Consider the following 18,572-nt stretch of genomic DNA (forward strand, 5'->3'; position numbering starts at 1 on the left):
TAGATTCCCGGCATTACCTGTTACATGAGTCCTTCCGGTTGTGCGCCTCAATTGCCTGGCGCGGTGAGCTAAAACCAGCTCTTCTTTCTCCTGCGGCTGCCACCGCTGATGCCAATCGCGCCCAGCAGCGAACGCATGATCGTATTGCCGGCCGTGCGCGCTACACTTTTTACAATAGGGTTATCAAAAAATCCTTTCTCCTGCTTTTGAGGTCGCGCGGCTTCTTTGGTTTCCTCTGCCGCTTGTTTTTGTTGCGCTGCTTCTTCCAGCTTTTGATTTAATATTTCATAAGCGCTTTTGTTATCGATCGCCTCGTTGTAGTGGGCGGCAATTTTCGAACGGCTCACGATATCGCTTAGCTCTGTATCGGTCAGCACATCCATCCGGCTGCGCGGCGCGCGCAGCATACAATGCACCAAAGGCGTGGGAATGCCCTTCTCATTCAGCAGCGTGACCAGCGCTTCGCCGATCCCTACCTGTGTGAGCAACTCATCCGTTTTATAAAAGGTACTTTCCGGGTAGTTCTCTGCGGTTTGCCGGATCACTTTACGGTCGGCCGCAGTGAAGGCGCGCAACGCATGCTGTACCTTGAGCCCCAGCTGCGATAATACCGGCGCCGGGATATCCATCGGGTTTTGCGTACAGAAAAAGATCCCGATGCCCTTGGACCGGATCAGTTTCACAATGGTTTCCATCTGATCCAATAAAGCTTCACTCGCCTCGTTGAAGATCAAATGTGCTTCGTCGATAAACAGCACCAGCTTGGGCTGATCCATATCGCCTTCTTCCGGACAAGAGGCATATAATTCTGCCAGCAGCTGCAGCATGAAAGTAGAGAATAATTTAGGACGATCTTGCAGATCAGTGACACGCACCACGGAGATCATGCCACGGCCGTCATCACTGATACGCATCAGGTCTTCTACGTCAAAACTTCTTTCACCAAAGAACAGGTCGGCGCCTTGTTGCTGCAGCTCGATCACTTTTCTCAGGATCGTACCGGTCGAGGTGGTGGATACTTTTCCATAATCCTTTTCCAGTTCGGCCTTCCCTTCATTGCTCACAAATTGCAATACTTTGATAAAGTCTTTCAGGTCCAGCAGTGGTAATTGATTGTCGTCACAATATTTAAATATCATCGACACGAGGCCGCCCTGCGTATCGTTCAGGTTCAGGATCTTGGAGAGGAGTATCGGACCAAATTCACTGACCGTAGCGCGCATCCGCGTGCCTTTCTCGTTGCTGATGGTTAAAAGTTCAAGCGGGTAAGCTGCGGGCTGGAACTCAATGCCCAATTGTTGCGATCGGGATTGGATCTTTTCATTGGTGGTGCCGGCGGCTCCGATACCGCTCAGGTCGCCCTTGATATCCATCAGGACCACGGGAATGCTGGCGTCGCTCAGTCCTTCAGCCAGGACCTGCAGTGTTTTGGTCTTACCCGTGCCCGTGGCGCCGGCAATCAACCCATGCCGGTTGAGGGTTTTGAAGGGAATCGACACGTCGGCGCCTTCAATCACTTGTCCGTCCAACATCGCCCGGCCAATCTTGTAGCTATCTCCTTTAAAAGTGTATCCGCTTTGGACCGCTTCCCGGAACTTTGATACATCTGCCATAGTCAATTTTTTTTGAATATACTATCGTTCCCGGAATCATGAATAAAAATCTTCGTTTTATTTTGACTGGCGGGTCGAATGGCAGGGTCATTTGCGGCCATTCGCCATCCCAGGATCGATGCCCGGATTACGAAGGCTTTCTGGCATAATATTTCGTCTATCTGTGTGGCAAACAATTTTTTGTGACAATCAGCTTTAACAAAAAATTCAGTAGCCGAATCGTTATATAATAAAAGCATTAACTTTATTTGTTTATTAGAAATCATTAAATATTAATCCAATGGAACCAAATAAACCCCACATCTTACTGTGCGAAGACGATCCTAATCTCGGCAATGTGTTGAAAAACTATTTAGAGCTGAACGATTATGACGTGACGCTGGAAAGAGACGGAAGGCTTGGCCTTGCTGCTTTTCAAAGAGAGAAATTTGACCTTTGCCTGCTGGACGTGATGATGCCGCACATGGATGGGTTTACCCTGGCTGAAGAGATCCGTGATATTGACGCCGACGTGCCGCTGTTCTTTTTGAGTGCCAAAACCATGAAGGAGGATATCATCCAGGGGTATAAGCTGGGTGCTGATGATTATATCACCAAACCGTTTGACAGTGAAGTGCTGTTGCTCAAAATAAAAGCGATCCTGAAACGCAATGAAGAGCTGAATAAAGAGACTGAAAATAAAGAGTACCACCTGGCGAGCTATCATTTTAATCCCAAGCTTCGTCAGCTGATCCACGACGGAAACACACAGACGCTTTCTCCAAAAGAGAATGAGTTGCTTAAAATGCTGGCCGAGCACCTGAATGATTTGTTACCGCGCGAGCAGGCATTGAAAAAGATCTGGGGCAGCGATACTTATTTCAACGGACGTAGTATGGACGTATATATTGCCAAACTGCGCAAGTATCTTAAAGAGGATGATAAGATTGAAATTGTGAATATTCATGGAAATGGCTTCAGGCTGGTAGTGCAGTCGTAAATGTCCCGGAGAAAGAACCTGACCTACGCAAACGCGTAGGTTTTTTTTGAGGTTGTCTAAACTGATTTAAAACCATTCCAACCGACATTTTCGTGAACATACAATGGGTCAATCGGCCATTATCAGGAGGTGAGAACACGATTTGCTGCTTATCTCAGAACCCCAGATCCATTAGCTGGCCACCGCCGCGATTCGGCTTCTTTCCTAAATGTTCATAGGCTTTAAAAGTGACTTCGCGACCTCTCGGTGTACGTTGCAAAAAGCCTTCCTGTATGAGGAACGGTTCGTACACTTCTTCAATGGTTCCGGCTTCTTCGCCCACTGCAGTGGCGATGGTGGTAATGCCCACTGGTCCGCCTTTAAATTTCTCGATAATCGCCAGCAATATGCGGTTATCCATTTCGTCCAGTCCGTATTCATCCACATTCAGGGCTTTCAATGCATGTTGCGTGATGCCCAGGTCGATATTGCCGTCGTTCAGCACCTGTGCAAAATCTCTGACACGGCGGAGCAAGCCGTTGGCGATACGCGGTGTAGCGCGGCTGCGTGCGGCAATTTCTTTTGCCGCGTCTTTTTCAATATCGACCTTCAAAATGCTTGCTGAGCGCAACACGATCTTGGTTAATGTTTCGGCTGTATAATATTCCAGTCGTGATTTTATGGCAAACCGCGACAAAAGCGGGGCGGTGAGTAAGCCGCTTCGGGTAGTGGCGCCGATCAAAGTAAAAGGGTTCAATGAAAGCTGGATACTACGGGCGTTGGGTCCGGTATCGATCAGAATATCGAGGCGATAATCTTCCATCGCTGCATAAAGATATTCTTCCACCACCGTGCTTAACCGGTGGATCTCGTCGATAAACAAGACATCGTTGGCTTCCAGGGAAGTCAGCAATCCCGCAAGGTCGCCAGGCTTCTCGATGACCGGGCCACTGGTTTCTTTGATATTTACGCCCAGCTCATTGGCTACAATGCGCGACAGGGTGGTCTTTCCGAGGCCGGGCGGGCCGTGAAATAAGATATGATCAAGCGCTTCGCCACGGATCTTGGCCGCTTTAATAAAAATGATCAGGTTTTCGATCAGCTGCGGTTGTCCTGCAAACTCTTTGATCTGCCCGGGCCGGATCGTGTTCTCGAACTCACGATCGGCCGCATTCAGGCCCTCCTTTTCTCTGTTCAAATTGGGATTGCTCATCAGGTTCCAAAGATAGTTATCAATCGTGGCAGTTGCGTGCAGGCCGGCGTTTGCTGTTAAAGTTTTTGTGAGGATTCAATACGCAAGACAATTAACAGGGACGTATTCAGAAAGCCTCCTTCGAAATCCCAACATATTTTGTTCTGAAAGCTGAAGGCTCCGTAATTTCGTATTTGTATTTGTCCCGCAAAAAAAAGCCGGTACGCTGAACCACATCCAGTAAAAGAATCATGATGAAAAGCGCAATTGCAGGAGTGCTCCTGGCCAGTTTTTTAATGACCGGCTGCACTAAAGAAACAAGTATCGCTTACCCGGAGGAAGATCCTTTGGTGGAGTATCTTAAAGTCAGCGGGTTCAGCGAAACCACCATACCTGTCATCAATTCCGGTGACTATGAATTTGGCGTGAAGTTCACCCCGAAAGTCAACGGTGTGATCAAAGCTTTTACGGTCAAAATACCAGATGATACTCCGGGAATCCGGGTTACGTTTTGGGATTCAAAAGATCAAAGTGTTATCCGGACAGAGATGGTGCGCAACATTGAAGCCGGGGTTAAAGCGGTCCAGGCCATACGGCCTATCGTGCTGCAAAAAGATCGGTCTTACGTGGTTACTTTTAACTCAGACGACTGGTATATCAGGAAACGCGTGGATGACACGCCCGCGATATACCCGGTAATGGTTGGAAATATCCGGATCGACAGCTATGGTTCAGCAGGCGGCGATATGCAGACTTTTCCCACGTTGACCAGTATAGGGTATTATGCCGGTGACCTGGGCTTCATCTTCCAGCAAACTCATTAAGCATAGGCAGCGCTATTTAGTAGCCAACTTGAGGTCGACCCTGCGATTTTGCGCTTTACATTCAGGTGTATCGTTTGGCGGGCAAACCGGGAATTCCTGTCCATATCCTACCGCTTCCACAATTTGTTTTTTATTGATACCGGCTGCAATTAATCTTTTTGCTACCGATTCGGCGCGTTCTCCGGACAGCTTTTTATTAATAGCCGCGTCGCCCGTGTTATCGGTATAACCGCCCACTTTTATGGATGCATTGGGAAAGTTGTTCAGGATAGCTGCAATATTTTTTACCTGCTTTTCTGACTCCGGGGTCAATGCTGCTACGCCTGTTTCGAAATACACGCGATCCATTACCACCCAGTTAGCTGTCTTATCTGCGGTATCTACTGCGAAGTTGTCATCGCTCAGCATCTGGTAAAGTTTTGCTTCGGTGCTGTTTTCTCCGACGGTTAGTACAGTGCCATCGGCCAGTTGTATTTCTTTATCAGTGCCGACGTCATAAATATAGTTTCCAGAGGTACTATCCAATGCACCCGACACTACGGCGCCTGTCGTGTTGATCATGCTGTCGACAGGTTCCGTGGCCACGGTATCCGATCCCATTGCGGTGGTGTCGGAGCTGCAACCTCTTCCCATCAACCACCACAACAAGAATGCTGCAGCCGCGAGCAATAATAGCGGTAACAGCCACCGGATGCCGCCACCAGGTCTTTCGACTTGTTGTTCCACGACAGGCGTAGGTGCTTCCGCGGGCTGGGTGGATGCAAAACCTGTAGATGCAGACCCGGATAATGGAGTGATACCAGCAAGGACGGGCGGCATGGCGGCGATAATATGTGGCCGTTGCTCATTAAGGTTGGCCGCGAAACTATCGGCGTCCAGATTTTGAACAGCGGCTTCCTCGCCTAACAGCCCCATAATCACCGGGGCTATCATACCTGCAAGAGGCAGCACCGACGCAGTTTTCAATCCCGAGTGAGCGGAAACTACATTGGCAATGCTATCGAGGCGATCTCCAAAAATTTGTTGTAATCCGGCCGTGCCCTCCGCCGGGGAAAGATGAGCCTCTTCAGAAATTTCGGATCCTGTGGTGATGGTTGCCTTTGCACTGTCCAGCAGTTCCTGGCTGTCGGCAGTTGACCGACCAGCTTTAGCTGCTACGCTTCCTAAAATAGCGGGGATCAATCCGGAGACAGCTCTTGAAACATCCGGTTCATTTTCACCAAGCGAAGCACTGGCCTTGATGATAAAATCCTGCGAAATGCGGCTTTGCGCCAGTTCTACGATATTATTTGACATGGTAGTAGTTTTTATATTACATATTTATTCCGGCTATTGGGCCAGCGATTTGCAAATCAGATCGGCAATGATTGATTTAAAAAGTATAGGCAATTCTCATTTGTAAAACCTTCGTTCAATCAAAGCAAAAAGCATTCCCAAACGGCCTGGAAACCGGCAAACAGAGATGTTAAAGTTAGTTAACAGTTTAGTTTTCCATCCGTTATATATAGTAAATTAAACCTTTAATTTTATAAAACAAAAAAATAACTATTATCAAAAGATCGGCATTAGAATGGGCGCCTCTCTTGCTTGTGGCCCTCTTGATCTTCTGCGCTTACTTTCTCACAAGGCCTGCTTATGACAACGCATCATTGGTAGGGATGTGGGAATTAGAAACATCGGGCGGACAACCCAGCGGGTTTATCAAGAGCCTGGGCAGCGACGGAACGATTTCGAATATATTACCTACTGAAAATGGATATGCCATTTCCATGAATGGCACATTCGAGGTGACGTCTGACAGCACCTTTACCGAAAAGATTGATCAAAGCTTTTACCCTGCGCTGAATGGCACCTCTAACAAGATCAGCTTTAAAAAGAAAGATGATCAGACGCTGTTGCTCAGCTTTTACGTTGACGGACGGGAGTATAAAGAAACCTATCGCAAACTGACTTTCCTTCAAAAATAATGGTAGTAAATGCTAATAAACATCGTTGTATAGCAGCGCTACACGACGATGTTTACCATTTTATTTTTGACGTAAATGATCTTCTTAGGGGTCTTGCCTTCGACCCATTTCTGAACAATTTCATTGTTGAGCACCAGCTGTTCCACTTCGGATTGTGCCGCGTCTAACGCAATGACCATTGTGGTACGCATTTTACCGTTGATCGATATCGGGTATTCTTTGCTGGTTTCCACCAGGTACTTCTCTTCCAGTTTGGGATAGGCCGCATCTACAACAGATGTGGTATTGCCCAGTGCCTGCCAAAGCTCTTCAGCAATATGCGGTGCATAAGGCGCCAGCATAATCAACAAGGCTTGCAATACTTCCTGCTTGTGGCATTTCAGATCAGTAAGTTCATTAACGAGGATCATGAAGGCGCTTACACCGGTATTAAAACTGAAGCGTTCTGTGTCGTCCTCTATTTTTTTAATAGCGCGATGCAACACTTTCAGCTCTGCATCATTGGGTGCATCCGTTGTTACCTGCCAGATCGACTCGCCGCTATTCGTTTCTTTATAAAATAAACGCCAAAGCTTTTTCAGGAAACGATGCACGCCCTCAATACCTTTAGTATCCCAGGGTTTGCTGAGCTCTACCGGTCCGAGGAACATCTCATACATACGGAAGGTATCGGCACCATATTTTTCCACCAGGTCATCGGGATTTACGGTATTGTACTTGGTTTTGGACATCTTTTCTGTCTCTGTACCGCAAATGTATTTTCCGTTTTCCAGGATAAACGTTGCATCGCCAAACTCCGCATTCTTCCATTGTTTAAAGGCCTCTGTATTCAGCTCAACACCGTCCACAAAATTGACGTTTACATGGATCTTGTCCAGCAGCTTTCCTTCGTATTCTGTTTCGTTGGTAGTTAAACCGTGCGATACGAATTGGCTTGTGCCGTTGATCCGGTATACAAACCTGGAGGATCCCTGGATCATTCCCTGGTTGACCAGTTTTTTGAATGGCTCATCAAAGCCGATATACCCCAGGTCGAACAAGGCTTTCGTCCACATGCGGCTGTACAGCAGATGTCCTACTGCATGCTCCGTGCCGCCAATGTACAGATCTACCTGGTTCCAGTAGTCCGTCGCTTTGCGACCGGCGAATTCCTGTTCGTTGTGCGGATCCATATAGCGCAGGAAATACCAGGAGGATCCTGCATAGCCGGGCATGGTATTCGTCTCCAGTTGTTGCGACGTCCATTCAGGAATGTTGGCCAAAGGTCCTTCTCCTTCGGGTCCCGGACTGTAGGAGTCTACTTCCGGAAGTGTTAAAGGCAATTCTTTTTCGTCAAGCGCATAGGCTGTGCTATTGATCCACTTAACAGGAAACGGTTCGCCCCAATAGCGTTGACGGCTGAAGGCGGCGTCGCGCATTTTATAATTCACTTTTCGAGTGCCGATGCCTTGCTCTTCAATCGCTTTGATAGCGGCTTCCATTGCCTCGCGCATCACCATGCCATTGAGGAAGCCTGAATTTTGCAACACCGCATCCTTGGTTGGATTGGCTTCTTCACCGTTGAAATGATCGCCGATAATATTGGTGATCGGGATATTGAAATGCTTCGCGAATTTATAATCTCTTTCATCGCCGCAAGGCACGGCCATGATGGCGCCGGTGCCGTAACCGGCCAACACATATTCAGAAATCCAGATAGGAATCTCTTTGCCGTCAAACGGATTCAGGGCATAAGCCCCGGTAAATACACCGGTGATCTTTTTCTCGGCCATGCGCTCACGTTCGCTGCGGCTTTTTACATAAGCCAGGTATTCTTCTACTGCTGCTTTCTGATCGGAGGAAACAATATCCGACACATAATCCAGTTCCGGCGCGATCACGCAAAAGTCCACACCGAAAATAGTATCCGGACGCGTGGTGTAAGCGGTAAAGCGATCGACGGTTCCTTTTTCACTTTTGATCTTGAAATGGATCTCTGCACCGGACGATTTGCCGATCCAGTTGGATTGCATTTCTTTCATTGCCTCGCTGAAATCCACAGTCTGTAAGCCTTGCAGCAAGCGATCGGCATACTCCGTAATGCGGAGATACCACTGGCGTAATTTCTTTTTGATCACAGGATGACCGCCCCGTTCACTCACACCGTTGACTACTTCGTCATTTGCCAACACCGTTCCGAGCGCCTCGCACCAGTTCACTTCGCCATAACCGCAATAAGCCAGGCGATATTCCATCAGGATGGCCTGTTGGGTAGCTTCATCAAAGCCTTTCCATTCAGCCGCACTGAATTGCGTATTCGGGATCAGTGCAAACTTGTCATTCGGTATGGGATGCTGCACATTTCCTTCCTGCTCAAAAGCCGCTATTAAAGCTGCAATCGGTTCTGCTTTTTGTTGTTGACGGTTGAAGAAGGAATTGAACAATTGTAAAAAGATCCATTGTGTCCACTTGTAATATTTAGGATCGCTGGTCCGCACTTCGCGGCTCCAGTCGTAACAAAAGCCAATATTGTCCAGCTGTTTACGAAAGGTAGCAATATTCTTTTCCGTAGACACGGCAGGATGCACCCCGTGCTCGATAGCGTACTGTTCGGCCGGTAAACCAAAGGCGTCGTACCCCATCGGATGCAGCACGTTGAACCCCTTCAATCTTTTATAGCGGGCATAAATATCGCTGGCAATATATCCCAGGGGGTGTCCCACGTGAAGGCCGGCGCCGCTGGGATAAGGAAACATATCGAGCACATAAAACTTAGATTTCGTGCTATCATTGCTCACTTTGTAGGTGTGCTGCTCTTTCCACTGCTGCTGCCATTTTTTCTCTATCGAATTAAAATTATAGTCCATTGGCCCCTCCTGAGATATCCGCCGGATGGCGGAAGGAATTTTTTGAAATTGATTTTTAAATGTCCGGCCGGTCCAACCTGCTGTCCGTTAAAAATCAACGGTTATTCAATTTTTTTTATGTGGCGGCAAATTTAAGCATTGTAGACGGGATACACTAAATTTGCGAAGCCTGATTGCGGGCAAATTCTATAATTATGGCGGAAAGAAAAAAGGTGGTAAAGCGGGGTAAAGCTTCGTATTTTATGAGTATACTGGGCGTTACCCTGGTGCTTTTTTTATTGGGCATTATCGGCTGGCTGGTGATCAATACAAGGACACTGGGACAGCATTTTAAAGAAGAGGTGGAAGTAAATGTTTACCTCCGCGAGCCCCTGGCAGCGGCGGATAGCACAGCTTTGGTGCAATATATTGCCGGTAAACCGTATATCAAGGAATATGTGTTTACCACCAAGGAAATGGCCAAGGCCAAATACCTGGCAGATGGAAACGAAAGCTGGGACGAGATCCTGACAGAAAACCCGCTGCCGCAAAGCATTGATTTCAAACTGAAATCGGAATACCTGAACGTAGACACGCTGGCGAATATCAAAACAGACCTGGAAAAGCAGACATATGTCACCGAAGTCATTTATCCTGAGTTGCTCGTAGGCGGATTGGACACCAACATCAAGATCGTAAACTGGGTGTTGCTCGGTGTATCGTTGCTGTTGCTGCTGGCGGCCATTGTCCTGATCGACAATACGATAAGGCTGGCAATGTTCAGCAACCGTTTTACGATCAAGACCATGCAGATGGTAGGCGCCACGCGCTGGTTCATTGCGAAGCCGCTGGATTTGAGGGCCATCCTGAACGGGGCCATCAGCGGCGCGATTGCGATCCTTGCCGTGCTGCTCGTGATCCGGTGGGCCAAAAGAATGCTACCAGAGCTGGAGGCGATACAAGACAATTCTCAGTTGGCGTTGTTATTTGTGGGCATGCTGATACTCGGCATCCTGATCACCCTGATCAGCACGCATACCAGCGTTTTAAAATACCTGAAGAAAAAACTGGATGATCTGTATTGATAATCGTGTTCTATGCGCAGGCTGCGGTAAAAAGTTTCATAAATTAAGAGCGTGTTATCCGCACGATGCTAATTAACGCTTATTTTAAAAAAACAATATTAATATTGCATCTCTAAATAGTTACACTATGACTGAAAATACAGTTCCTGCATCAACGACCAACCCGGTACTTTTTGGGAAAAGCAATTATATGTGGATGCTGGCCGGTCTTATCGTCATTGCATTGGGTATGTTCCTGATGGCAGGCGGCAAGAGCGACAATCCTGCTGAATTTAATCCGGAGGAAGTGTACAGCACTACGCGCATTACAGTAGCTCCTATACTGATCTTTATTGGTTTAGCTATCGAGTGTTTTGCCATTTTCAAGAAATCGAAATAGCAGATATCTGTTGACATAAGTACAGGCGATGCAGGCAGTATCGCCTTTTTTTATAAATCTTATATATGAGTATTATTGAAGCGATCATCATCGCTATTGTTGAAGGTATCACGGAGTACCTTCCTGTTTCCTCTACCGGCCACATGATCATTGCCAGTTCTTTTATGGGTATTGAAAAAGCGGAATTTACCAAGCTGTTCGAAGTGGCGATCCAGCTGGGTGCGATCCTGGCGGTTGTGGTGCTGTATTGGAAGAAATTTTTCCCGCCAAAGTCGCTGGGTGGCATTCGATGGTCATTTTATATCAAGCTTATTGTAGGCGTCATCCCGGCCTTACTGTTGGGCTTCCTGTTTTCTGATAAGATCGACGAACTGCTTGAAAGCCCGACAACGGTAGCGGTGTCCCTGTTGCTGGGAGGCATTGTATTATTGTTTATTGATAAAGCGTTTCAGCGTCCCGTGATCCATTCAGAAAAGGAAATTACTTATGGAAAGTCCTTTATGACCGGTCTGTGGCAATGTATCGCCATGATCCCGGGTGTGAGCCGAAGCGCGGCTTCTATTATCGGTGGTATGCAGCAAGGGCTGACCCGCAGCGCGGCTGCTGAATTTTCTTTCTTTTTAGCGGTTCCAACGATGGCCGCTGCGACGCTCTATTCATTGTTCCTCAAGAACTGGGACGTGGCAGGAGCAGAGCAGAAAGGATATGAATTAATCACTCAGTCTTCGGACAATATGATTGCTTTTGTGATCGGCAACGTAGTAGCTTTTATCGTAGCGGTTATCGCAATAAAGTTTTTTATCAACTACCTGAAAAAATACGGCTTCAGGATCTTTGGCTGGTACCGGATCGTTGTAGGTATTATCTTATTGCTGCTGATACAGCAAGGATTCATCGGGTAATGAAATTAATCTGACCGCGATTTCTCGGCGACGAAACATTTTTTACGGCATATTTGTTTTCTATTTAAATTGGAACTTTTTATTTATATTTATTACTAATTAGAAAGGTTAATTTTATTCTCATGACGTGCATAAACAGCTCTGAAAAAATAAGAAGAATTTATCGTCATTATCGTCGCTCCACTTTTAGAAGTGGTATGGCTTCGCTTTTTGATCTTTATAATGTCAGAAATTGTCAAAACCTGCATTTTTCAGATGTAGATGATTTTAAATTAATATCGAGTGACTTTAAGGCTGTAGGCTTTGACATAGATAAATCATTAAAGAAATTTTCTGCCTTGAAAAAGACCTTTAAGTAATTAAAGATTGAACTAAAGCGATATGTTATCAGACAAAGAAAATGTCGATAAAGAATCGACAAGACAACTGCAAAAAAGTCAAGATAATTCTGAAATTCCAGAACATGAAATAGAGGAAGTCGTTGAAGAATTCAAAAAGAAGCCGGAGCTAAAAGATTTGACAGAAACTCAGCTTAAAAAAATTGCTGAAGTTTCTCTTATTGAGGTCAGACAAGAAAGTGTATTTGAAGGACCATTACCTCATCCGGAAATTCTAAGAGGGTATGAAAAAATTTTGCCGGGCGCTGCAGATAGAGTTCTTAAAATGGCTGAACAAAACTCATCAAACAGACACGAGCTTAATCACAAAATAGTTGATTCAGACAACAAACGATCGAACCGAGGCCAAGTTTTGGGCTTTATACTTTCGATCTTGTTTATTGCAGCAGCAATTTTATGTGCATATCTTAATCAGCCATTTCCCGCGAGTATCTTAGGCATTGGAGGCTTCTCTTCAATTATTTCAATTTTTGTACTTGGTAGAAAATAACGTTTTGAATTTGTAATAAAGAATATCCCGTAATTGACTTACAATTTTATATCCGGATGCAGTTATTTCTTGTATGCGATGTTTAAAGGCATAGCAAGTCATTTCTATTGTACCATAATAACATGACGCAACAAACCGCCTCCAAAAAGATTACCAACGGCTGGGCCATGTACGATTGGGCCAACAGTGTATACAACCTGGTGATCACGACCACCTTTTTTCCTATTTACTTCCTGGCAGTGACGGACAACGGCGTGGATCACCATGTACATTTCCTGGGGCGGGACTTTATTAATTCTTCTTTGTATGATTATATTCTGGCAGCGGCTTATTTGCTGGTGGCCGTCTCCTACCCGGTTTTGACTTCTATTGCCGACACCCGCGGTAATAAAAAGAACTTCATGCGCTTCTTTTGTTACATGGGTGCTATCGGCTGTAGCTCTTTATTCTTTTTTAAATCGGAAACATTGGGCTTGGGCGTCATTGCTTTTATGCTGGCAGCCATGGGATATGTAGGCAGTCTCGTATTTTATAATGCCTACCTGCCTGAAATTGCGGCGCCGAAAGACCAGGACCGGATCAGCGCCCGCGGCTATTCTTATGGATATATCGGCAGCGTGATCATGCAGGTGGTGGGTTTTGTGCTGGTCATGTTCTTACCCGACCAGGGATTGGCTACACGCATCACATTTTTAGTGGTTGGGATCTGGTGGTTTTCGTTTGCACAAATAACTTTTGCGCGACTTCCTGACTCGACCTCGAAGGGCAAGAAAGGCGGCAATATATTTCAGGACGGCTTTGTGGAGATAAAAAAAGTGTATAACGAAGTGAAAGGTATGCCGGTCTTAAAGCGTTTTTTAAGAGGCTTCTTTTTTTACAGCATGGGTGTGCAGACCGTCATGCTGGCCGCAACGATCTTCGGAAGTAAACTATTAAAACTGCCCGATACAAACCTGATCGTTACAGTCGTTATTATTCAGTTGGTAGCTATATTGGGCGCCTGGAGTATGTCGCGTCTTTCGGGGCGGTTCGGTAATCTGAAGGTGCTGATGGGCGTCATTTTATTTTGGATCGTCATTTGTGTGCTGGCTTTTTATACGGCAGAGATAGCGGAAAGTGGTGCCAGCGCGGAATATTATTTTTACGGATTGGCTGTATTAGTGGGGCTGGTTATGGGCGGCATCCAGGCGTTGAGCCGTTCTACCTATTCCAAACTGATGCCGCCGACAAAAGACACCGCGTCCTTTTTCAGCTATTACGACTTTACTGAAAAGATCGCTATCGTGATCGGCATTTTCACCTTTGGCTATATTGAGGAGTTGACCGGCAGCATGAAAAATTCAGTATTGTCGCTCATTGTCTTTTTCGCAATTGGCTTGCTTTGGCTGTATGCGGCATTACATAAGGCGCGGGCCGATCAAAAGTAATTTTTGTAATTTTAAACGAGGATGCGATTATTGTAAAACCTAAGAATAAAGAAGCGTTTGAGTTGGCGAGCCAGCTGATGAAGTGCATGGACTTGATAAGGAACTACAACAACTTTCTAAAGAATATCTTTTTTTTAAAGGGAAGTGTTAATCGGCTTGTCACAAATTAAACTGAATAGCAACGCGGGCGTTCCTTCGGGAACGATTGTTACAAAATAAGGCTTGCTATCCAAATCAAAAGGAGAAAAAGCGGCGGTGCCTGTTTCATCACCTGTGTCAAAATCGTTCGGTCTTCCGTACTTATTAAGTATATGTGATATCGGGATTCGATAACCTATCTAATGCCCGGCTTCAACAACATTTAAATGAAATAGCTCAACAATTGTGAATTTATACACTATCAATCACGGACATTTTAAGCTGGATGGCGGCGCCATGTTTGGCGTAGTGCCTAAAAGTATCTGGAATACATTAAACCCGGCCGACGAGAATAACATGTGCAGCTGGGCTTTGCGCTCACTTTTGATTGAGGAGGGAAATCGCCTGATCCTCGTAGATACCGGCATGGGCGATAAGCAAAGCGAAAAGTTTTTCGGTTATTACTACCTGCATGGAGAGGATAGCCTTGATAAAGGTCTTGCCCATCACGGCTTTCACCGGGATGACATCACTGATGTATTCCTCACCCACATGCATTTTGACCATGTAGGCGGCGCTATAAAAAGGGAAAACGATCAGCTCGTTCCAGCATTTAAGAATGCCGTCTTCTGGAGCAACGCTCATCATTGGCAATGGGCTACTGAACCTAACCCGCGGGAAAAAGCATCTTTTCTAAAGGAGAATATCCTCCCCTTGCAGGAGAGCGGAAGACTTCAATTTATTAAAGAAAGAGAAAAGCGCGGGAGCCTCGATAGCGCGCCGTTTATGGATGGGATGCAGATCCGTTTCGCCGACGGACATACAGACGCCATGATGTTGCCTCAGCTGGTTTACAAAGGCCGGACCATTGTTTACATGGCTGATCTGTTGCCGTCTGTAGGTCATATACCACTTCCTTACGTGATGTCTTATGATACCAGGCCGCTCATCACCATGTCAGAGAAAGAGGCGTTTTTAAAGGAGGCTTTGGAAAACGATTATGTGTTATTTTTTGAACATGATCCTGTAAACGAATGCTGTACACTGCAACAAACCGACAAGGGAATCAGGGTGAAGGATCTGTTCAAGCTTACGGATATATAAAAAGCCGCCCCAGAGAGGCGGCCTTTTTATATAATGCCTTGTTCTTATTTTACCATGAAGCTAACTTTATTGTCGCCCCAAAGCAGGGTTACTTCACCACTGTCGTTGGCAGTGATATTTAATTTCTCTGAAAAAGAAGGCGCTTTTACAGAAGTAACGTTAATGCGAAGCGCATCCTCGGCCTCCTTGTATTTAAAAGCACCCCAGGTATCCCAGGTCTTATTAAATATGATGGTCCATGTCTTTCCGTCCACTAATGTAAACAGCGCATATTTACCAGCTGTTAAAGCCTTTCCATCCACAGTAACGTCTTTACTTACTTCAAAAACGGTAGCCTTGTTAGCACCTGTGCGCCAAACTTGTCCGGGCAGCGGCTCGAGGTCTTTACCGATGGTCCTTCCTTTTACCGAAGGCTGGCTGTAACTGATGGTAACCACCGCACCACTGGCCAGTTCGGCCTTGGTAGTAGCCGGCGGGCTTTTAGGAGATTGTTTGTCTTGCGCTTGCACCATAAGAATGGCGAAAAGGCTTAACGATAAGAGTAATAATTTCTTCATGTTTATATCTTTTAATGTATGACGTAACTTCTGCCTGACAGGTAGCATTTGTGCAAATAACCTGCCAATTAGGAACGAAAATACAGTGCTTTTATTATACGCTGCCGGTCAGAATTATTTGGACGCCGTAATCGTAAAGCTGATGTTTACTTCAGGACGGATAAATTTATCGCCTAAAGACTGATCATTACCATATAACAATCCCCAGTCAGTACGATTGATATTGAAGTTGGCGCGGGCAGTAACTGTTGTAGGTGTAATGGTCACTGCGGCCGGGAAAGACACGTTTTTAGTAACACCTTTCAATGTCAGGTTGCCTTTGATGGTATTGGTAGCGCCGTCCAGGACGATCTTGTTCGTGCTGTCGGGGACATACTCTTCTACAGAAGTAACTTCAAAGGTGGCGGTGGGGTGATTGGCGGCGTCAAAGAAATCAGGAGACAGCAGGTGCCCTTTCAGTTTGTAAGCGCCTGAAGTGTCCTTATCAGTTATTTTAAGACTGTTGATATCGAAAGTGAGTTTACCGCCTGTTAAAACGGATTCGTTCTTTACGAAAAACTCTCCTTCAGTAACGTTGAATGTTCCCTGGTGCTGCCCTACTGGTTTCGTTCCGATAAACTGGGCTACCTGCGTAGAATCTACTTTGTACGCTTCTCCTTCAGTAGCAGCCACTTCTTTTTGATCTTCTGTTTTGGCTTCGTCCGCCTTAGGCGCTGAATTGCAGGAAATAAGGAATAATGCTGCAGCTAATGATAGTGACAGTATTTGTTTCATAAATAATCTGATTTAAGTAGTTTTAAGATTGTAGGTTACAACAAAGCACTTAGAAAAAAGTTTATTAAGAGCCTCAAATTTTAAGCCGGAATTGACATCAAAACTCCCTTATTGATTTTCATGGATCGCAAAAATCAATAAGGGAGTTCAATTTTTTATCGGGGATAGGGGGCAGTAAATCGATGTCCGGCGACGCGCGGGCAATTGTGGTTCGCCTACACCTTGTCCATTTCTTCCTTCACAAACTCCATCAAACCTTTAATATGCGCTGGAGACAGGTCAAACTTCAATCCGGCTGCTTCAAACAGTTGGGGCAAAGTGCGCGTACCACCCAGGCTTAGTGCCTTCGTATAATTGTTCAGCGCTGCCTCCTTATCCCGTTGAAACTGCTGCCACAGACCAATGGCTCCTAATTGAGCAATGCCGTATTCGATATAATAGAACGGAACTTCAAATAAATGCAACTGCCGCTGCCAGCTGTAATTGCGATAGGCGTCCAATCCGGAAATATCGAGCGTCGCCGGCGTAAACTCGTCAGAGATCCGGCGCCAGTTTTGCAAGCGCTCTTCATGCGTATGTGTAGGGTTTTCGTACACCCAATGCTGAAATTTATCAATGGTGGCAATCCAGGGAAATATCGTGAGCACTCTTTCCAGTTGCAGCTCCTTTGCACGCCTCAGTTCTTCTTCGTTTTCAAAAAATACGCCCCATTCGTTCATGCTGAACAGTTCCATGCTCATGCTCGCCACTTCTGCAAACTCTGTGGGATATTCTTTAAAGCCGGTCAAAGGCAATGGGTGAGATAAAAAGGAATGAATCGCATGGCCGCTTTCGTGAACCATGGTAATCACATCGTTCAATGTTCCTGCCGCGTTCATGAAAATAAATGGTGCGCCCGTTTCCGCTAAAGGACAATTATAACCGCCGGGTGCCTTGCCTTTCCGGCTTTCCAGGTCCAGCCGTTTCATTTGGTTCATCTTTTCAATGCAGGCAGCAAAAAACGGGTTCAGTTGGTTGAGACAGGCTACCGTTTTTTGCAGCAGGTCTCCGCCTGTTTTAAAAGGCTTCAATGGTGCTACCCCCGCAGGTTCTGCATCTACATCCCAGGGCCGGAACTGATCAACACCCAATCGTTCCTTTTTCTTTTGATAAATACTATCTACAATAGGTAATACATATTGCTTTACAGCTTCCTGAAACTGGAAAGAATCTTCCTTGGTGTAGTCGAAGCGTCCCAGTTCTGTAAACCGGTAGTCGCGGTAATTTTCGTATCCCGCATTAAGCGCCACCTGGTGGCGCTTTTGCAACAGGCCGTCGTACAATTGGTTCAAGGTTTCTTTGTCTTCTAAACGGCGTTCAGCGATCTTACGGTAGACCGTCTCGCGAACGTTTCTGTCGGCATCTTCCAGGAATTTGGCTGCCTGCTGCAGCGTGTATTCTTTGCCGTCAACCTCCACGCTCATCTTCCCGCTGATCACGCCAAATTGTTGTGCTTCCACCGCCAGCTCAGATTGCAGCGGAATATTTTGCTCCCTGAACAGGTCAATATTCTTTTGTACATTTCTGAGATAGGTGAAGTAGGCCGGGTCTTCGAGCTGCTTCGCAAACGGATTTTCCAGCAGCTTCCGGTTCAGCTGATCTGAATAGGGCTGAATTTTCGGCTGGATCTCCATCATGAAATAATTAAATGATTCCACGAGCGCGGCGTTTTCCGTATCACAGGTCATTTTGATCTGTCGCCAGCAGGCGTCTTCGCTCACCACTGCTTCCAGCTCGCTGAGATCTTTCAGCCACTGTTCTAACTGCTGTGGCGAGTTAATATCTCTTTGCAACAGTTCTTTGAAATACGGTTCTAACGTGTTCCAATCGGTCACTTCAAAATCGGCGGGCAGGAATTGCCGCGGGTTGGCTGTAATATCTGCAGTCATTGCTATAAGTT

The 18,572-nt window shown here is 46.1% G+C and carries 16 protein-coding genes; 9 read left to right on the forward strand and 7 right to left on the reverse strand.

All coding sequences use genetic code 11. The annotated features are described in order from the left end of the window. Positions 1-68: 68 nt before the first annotated feature. The gene (locus ACU37H_RS12335) at positions 69-1,613 is read right to left on the reverse strand and encodes a helicase HerA-like domain-containing protein (RefSeq protein WP_472704011.1); all 1,545 of its coding nucleotides are present in this window, start codon (positions 1,611-1,613) and stop codon (positions 69-71) included. 280 nt (positions 1,614-1,893) lie between these two features. Between ACU37H_RS12335 and ACU37H_RS12340 the strand changes: the two genes are divergently transcribed. Beyond that, complete coding sequence (locus tag ACU37H_RS12340) at positions 1,894-2,592, forward strand: response regulator transcription factor (RefSeq protein ID WP_472704009.1); 699 nt, start codon at positions 1,894-1,896, stop codon at positions 2,590-2,592. 154 nt (positions 2,593-2,746) lie between these two features. Here the strand turns inward: ACU37H_RS12340 and ruvB are convergent, their stop codons facing one another. Continuing rightward, positions 2,747-3,784 carry a Holliday junction branch migration DNA helicase RuvB gene (gene ruvB, locus ACU37H_RS12345; protein WP_472704007.1) on the reverse strand — a complete coding sequence of 346 codons (1,038 nt, stop codon included), beginning with the start codon at positions 3,782-3,784 and terminating at the stop codon, positions 2,747-2,749. Positions 3,785-4,014: 230 nt separating this feature from the next. On the opposite strand from ruvB, the gene ACU37H_RS12350 reads away from it, so the two are divergent. Beyond that, the gene (locus tag ACU37H_RS12350) at positions 4,015-4,587 is read left to right on the forward strand and encodes a DUF4082 domain-containing protein (protein WP_494407549.1); all 573 of its coding nucleotides are present in this window, start codon (positions 4,015-4,017) and stop codon (positions 4,585-4,587) included. Positions 4,588-4,599: 12 nt separating this feature from the next. Here the strand turns inward: ACU37H_RS12350 and ACU37H_RS12355 are convergent, their stop codons facing one another. Next, positions 4,600-5,883, reverse strand: coding sequence for an OmpA family protein (locus tag ACU37H_RS12355; protein ID WP_472704003.1), 1,284 nt, complete (start codon positions 5,881-5,883; stop codon positions 4,600-4,602). 293 nt (positions 5,884-6,176) lie between these two features. On the opposite strand from ACU37H_RS12355, the gene ACU37H_RS12360 reads away from it, so the two are divergent. After that, the gene (locus ACU37H_RS12360) at positions 6,177-6,554 is read left to right on the forward strand and encodes a DUF4488 domain-containing protein (RefSeq protein WP_472704303.1); all 378 of its coding nucleotides are present in this window, start codon (positions 6,177-6,179) and stop codon (positions 6,552-6,554) included. Between the two features lie 38 nt (positions 6,555-6,592). On the opposite strand, the gene leuS is transcribed toward ACU37H_RS12360, so the two are convergent. Continuing rightward, the gene (gene leuS / locus ACU37H_RS12365; protein WP_472704001.1) at positions 6,593-9,400 is read right to left on the reverse strand and encodes a leucine--tRNA ligase; all 2,808 of its coding nucleotides are present in this window, start codon (positions 9,398-9,400) and stop codon (positions 6,593-6,595) included. A 194-nt stretch (positions 9,401-9,594) separates the two neighbouring features. Here leuS and ACU37H_RS12370 point away from each other — a divergent pair, with 194 nt between their 5' ends. The 6 genes from ACU37H_RS12370 (at position 9,595) to ACU37H_RS12395 (ending at position 15,302) form a co-directional block, all read left to right on the forward strand. Next, positions 9,595-10,464 (forward strand): cell division protein FtsX, encoded by an 870-nt coding sequence (locus ACU37H_RS12370; protein ID WP_472703999.1) that lies wholly within the window; start codon positions 9,595-9,597, stop codon positions 10,462-10,464. 127 nt (positions 10,465-10,591) lie between these two features. Next, a complete protein-coding gene (locus ACU37H_RS12375; protein WP_472703997.1) occupies positions 10,592-10,843 on the forward strand; it encodes a DUF3098 domain-containing protein in 252 nt (83 codons plus the stop codon). A gap of 65 nt (positions 10,844-10,908) precedes the next feature. Further along, positions 10,909-11,745, forward strand: coding sequence for an undecaprenyl-diphosphate phosphatase (locus tag ACU37H_RS12380; RefSeq protein WP_472703995.1), 837 nt, complete (start codon positions 10,909-10,911; stop codon positions 11,743-11,745). Between the two features lie 381 nt (positions 11,746-12,126). Further along, entirely contained in the window at positions 12,127-12,633 is a 507-nt protein-coding gene (locus ACU37H_RS12385; protein ID WP_472703993.1) for a DUF2335 domain-containing protein, read from the forward strand. A gap of 122 nt (positions 12,634-12,755) precedes the next feature. Continuing rightward, the gene (locus tag ACU37H_RS12390) at positions 12,756-14,060 is read left to right on the forward strand and encodes an MFS transporter (RefSeq protein WP_472703991.1); all 1,305 of its coding nucleotides are present in this window, start codon (positions 12,756-12,758) and stop codon (positions 14,058-14,060) included. A gap of 384 nt (positions 14,061-14,444) precedes the next feature. After that, the gene (locus ACU37H_RS12395; RefSeq protein WP_472703990.1) at positions 14,445-15,302 is read left to right on the forward strand and encodes an MBL fold metallo-hydrolase; all 858 of its coding nucleotides are present in this window, start codon (positions 14,445-14,447) and stop codon (positions 15,300-15,302) included. Between the two features lie 44 nt (positions 15,303-15,346). Here ACU37H_RS12395 and ACU37H_RS12400 read toward each other — a convergent pair whose 3' ends face one another. The 3 genes from ACU37H_RS12400 to ACU37H_RS12410 form a co-directional block, all read right to left on the reverse strand. Continuing rightward, on the reverse strand, positions 15,347-15,859 hold the full coding sequence (locus ACU37H_RS12400; RefSeq protein ID WP_472703988.1) for a DUF2911 domain-containing protein: 513 nt from the start codon (positions 15,857-15,859) through the stop codon (positions 15,347-15,349). A gap of 114 nt (positions 15,860-15,973) precedes the next feature. Then, a complete protein-coding gene (locus ACU37H_RS12405; protein WP_472703986.1) occupies positions 15,974-16,633 on the reverse strand; it encodes a YceI family protein in 660 nt (219 codons plus the stop codon). A 215-nt stretch (positions 16,634-16,848) separates the two neighbouring features. Next, positions 16,849-18,561, reverse strand: coding sequence for a M3 family oligoendopeptidase (locus tag ACU37H_RS12410; RefSeq protein ID WP_472703985.1), 1,713 nt, complete (start codon positions 18,559-18,561; stop codon positions 16,849-16,851). Positions 18,562-18,572 lie beyond the last annotated feature (11 nt).

The organism is Niabella sp. ZPM-14 (assembly GCF_055693045.2).

Coding starts and splice junctions, on each gene's coding strand:
- leuS (WP_472704001.1), bottom strand. CDS start 9,400: ATGGACTATAATTTTAATTCGATAGAGAAAAAATGGCAGCAGCAGTGG.
- ACU37H_RS12370 (WP_472703999.1), top strand. CDS start 9,595: ATGGCGGAAAGAAAAAAGGTGGTAAAGCGGGGTAAAGCTTCGTATTTT.
- ACU37H_RS12390 (WP_472703991.1), top strand. CDS start 12,756: ATGACGCAACAAACCGCCTCCAAAAAGATTACCAACGGCTGGGCCATG.
- ACU37H_RS12380 (WP_472703995.1), top strand. CDS start 10,909: ATGAGTATTATTGAAGCGATCATCATCGCTATTGTTGAAGGTATCACG.
- ACU37H_RS12350 (WP_494407549.1), top strand. CDS start 4,015: ATGATGAAAAGCGCAATTGCAGGAGTGCTCCTGGCCAGTTTTTTAATG.
- ACU37H_RS12375 (WP_472703997.1), top strand. CDS start 10,592: ATGACTGAAAATACAGTTCCTGCATCAACGACCAACCCGGTACTTTTT.
- ACU37H_RS12335 (WP_472704011.1), bottom strand. CDS start 1,613: ATGGCAGATGTATCAAAGTTCCGGGAAGCGGTCCAAAGCGGATACACT.
- ACU37H_RS12355 (WP_472704003.1), bottom strand. CDS start 5,883: ATGTCAAATAATATCGTAGAACTGGCGCAAAGCCGCATTTCGCAGGAT.
- ACU37H_RS12400 (WP_472703988.1), bottom strand. CDS start 15,859: ATGAAGAAATTATTACTCTTATCGTTAAGCCTTTTCGCCATTCTTATG.
- ACU37H_RS12410 (WP_472703985.1), bottom strand. CDS start 18,561: ATGACTGCAGATATTACAGCCAACCCGCGGCAATTCCTGCCCGCCGAT.
- ACU37H_RS12385 (WP_472703993.1), top strand. CDS start 12,127: ATGTTATCAGACAAAGAAAATGTCGATAAAGAATCGACAAGACAACTG.
- ACU37H_RS12405 (WP_472703986.1), bottom strand. CDS start 16,633: ATGAAACAAATACTGTCACTATCATTAGCTGCAGCATTATTCCTTATT.
- ruvB (WP_472704007.1), bottom strand. CDS start 3,784: ATGAGCAATCCCAATTTGAACAGAGAAAAGGAGGGCCTGAATGCGGCC.
- ACU37H_RS12340 (WP_472704009.1), top strand. CDS start 1,894: ATGGAACCAAATAAACCCCACATCTTACTGTGCGAAGACGATCCTAAT.